The organism is Bacteroidota bacterium, assembly GCA_030706565.1.
In the GTDB taxonomy this organism is placed as follows: Bacteria; Bacteroidota; Bacteroidia; order Bacteroidales; family JAUZOH01; genus JAUZOH01.
Window position 1 is genome coordinate 1 of record JAUZOH010000554.1, and the last position, 2018, is coordinate 2018.

Consider the following 2018-nt stretch of genomic DNA (forward strand, 5'->3'; position numbering starts at 1 on the left):
GCAGTAATTACTCCACCGGACGCTTTTAGCCAGGTCATCGTAGCATTGCCCTTAATCATGCTTTATGAAGTAGGAATTATGATTTCTAAAAAAATTACGAAAAAAAGAGAAGCTGAAAGTCTCTAACCGGACTTATTAAATATTTACACCTATAAATTTTTTTATAAAGAAACCTATTCCAAAACTTAGCAGGGCTACGCCCAGACTGATTGCAGCCATTTCCAGAAAACGTTTCTTAAAGGAAAAATCTTTGGCAATAGAAATGTAATAATTAAAAATCAAGATAATAATCAGTGCAATGATCATAGTAACAACAAGGCACATCAAATAATTATCAATCAGAAAATAAGGGATAACCAATAATATAACGGTAATGATATAAGCTATTCCCGTGTAAACTGAAGAGGTTACAGCATGTTCTTCTTTCCCTTCAGCCTTAGTGGACAAATATTCTGAAGATGCCATAGACAGGGCAGCAGCCACACCGGTGATTAACCCGGCCAAACCAATCAGTCTGGAATTCTGCAGGGCGAAACTCAAACCGGCCAAGGTACCTGTCAGTTCGACAAGGGCATCATTCAAACCAAGTACAATGGAACCTACATAATTTAATTTCTTTTCCTCAATTAAAGCAATCAGCTCATTTTCATGTATTTCTTCATCTTCAATAATTTTTTGAACAGCAGGAATATACCCGGAAATTTGTTTATACCTGAGTTGAGCATTGGATTCGCCCTTTTCCATCAGTTTTATCCCGAACGTCAATCCCAATATCCTTGCTGTCCAATAATAAAACCAGATTTTTATTTTATTGGCTTTCATCTGTCGTTGGGTATACCCTTCCCAAAGATGGCCATGTCCCAGTTCTTCATGGGCAATTTTTAGCAAAAGATCCCTATTTGCTTTTTCCCTGGTTACCTTTGCCAAACGGGAATAAATTTCATATTCTGTCAGTTCGTTTTTTTGAAAAACGAGCAGTTGACTTTTTAAATTTTCACTTATTTCCTGAGGCATATTTATAAATTTATTACCACTTAATAAGATTAACCACCGTAACAAGAACAAGGGCTGCAGATGATATTGCAGAGGCCAGGCCCACAGCCTCCTGAGGAGACATTTTTTCCCTTTCAGCTTTCTTTGGAACAATAATCTCTGCCCCCGGTTCTATTTTGGGATACTTTTTAAAGAATACAAAATTCTTTGTACGATTAACAGATCCGTTGGCGTAAATCACATAAGATTTTGAACCTTTTGCATTTTCCATAAAACCTCCGGCATTGGAAATGTAATGGCGGAAACTGCGATTCTTATAATGAACAGCTGCAGGATGTAAAACAGCACCATTTACCTGAACTGTTTGCAATTCTTTAGGAATCACAAGCACATCCCCCTCCTGTATAATCAGATCATCGAAAGTATGCGGCTTACGAAGAACTTTTTTCAGATCAATGCCAACAGTCTGTTCTGTTTCAACAGGAATTTCAATTTTAGTGCTATCTGAAACCTGCTGCTTCAACTGTTCAATCATTCTCTTTTTCTCCTGTGGATCAGTATATATCTGTCTTACCAAATGAGCTCCCGGGAGATAAGCCTCCGGAGTCAGCCCTCCGCCACGATTGACCAAATCAGAAACAGTTTCAGATTTACTCTTTATACTATAACTGCCCGGATATTTTACCTCTCCTTCAATCCTGACCATTTTTTGAACCATATACCCCGGGGATGTACGTACAAAGACCCTGTCAAAAGGTTTGAGGATAAACTTATTGGCTGAATCGGAAAGGCTTAAATTTTCACTGACACCGAACGTATAAATTTCTGCAGTCTGATCGGTTATGCTATCCTTAACATCCTTAAGCCTTCTGGCAATTTCTATATGTGAAATTGAAGCGGATTCCAGAAAGCCACCGGCCATAACGATTAAATCGTGAAGCGTCGAATTTTCAAGAAAGGGATAGGTTCCCGGCTTTTTTATTTCGCCCTCAATCTGCAAAGAATAGGTTTCTTTTAAATCGTAA

The 2018-nt window shown here is 38.3% G+C and carries 2 protein-coding genes; both read right to left on the reverse strand.

From position 1 onward, the window contains the following. Nucleotides 1-135: 135 nt before the first annotated feature. Nucleotides 136-1014: a VIT1/CCC1 transporter family protein gene (locus Q8907_16705; protein ID MDP4275909.1), complete on the reverse strand. Its 879-nt coding sequence runs from the start codon at nt 1012-1014 to the stop codon at nt 136-138. 13 nt (nt 1015-1027) lie between these two features. Further along, the coding region (locus Q8907_16710; protein ID MDP4275910.1) for an SLBB domain-containing protein at nt 1028-2018 on the reverse strand (991 nt) is incomplete at its 5' end.

Bases quoted from the DNA above. Each gene is read 5' to 3' on its own strand.
- Q8907_16705 (MDP4275909.1), bottom strand. From the start codon at position 1,014: ATGCCTCAGGAAATAAGTGAAAATTTAAAAAGTCAACTGCTCGTTTTT.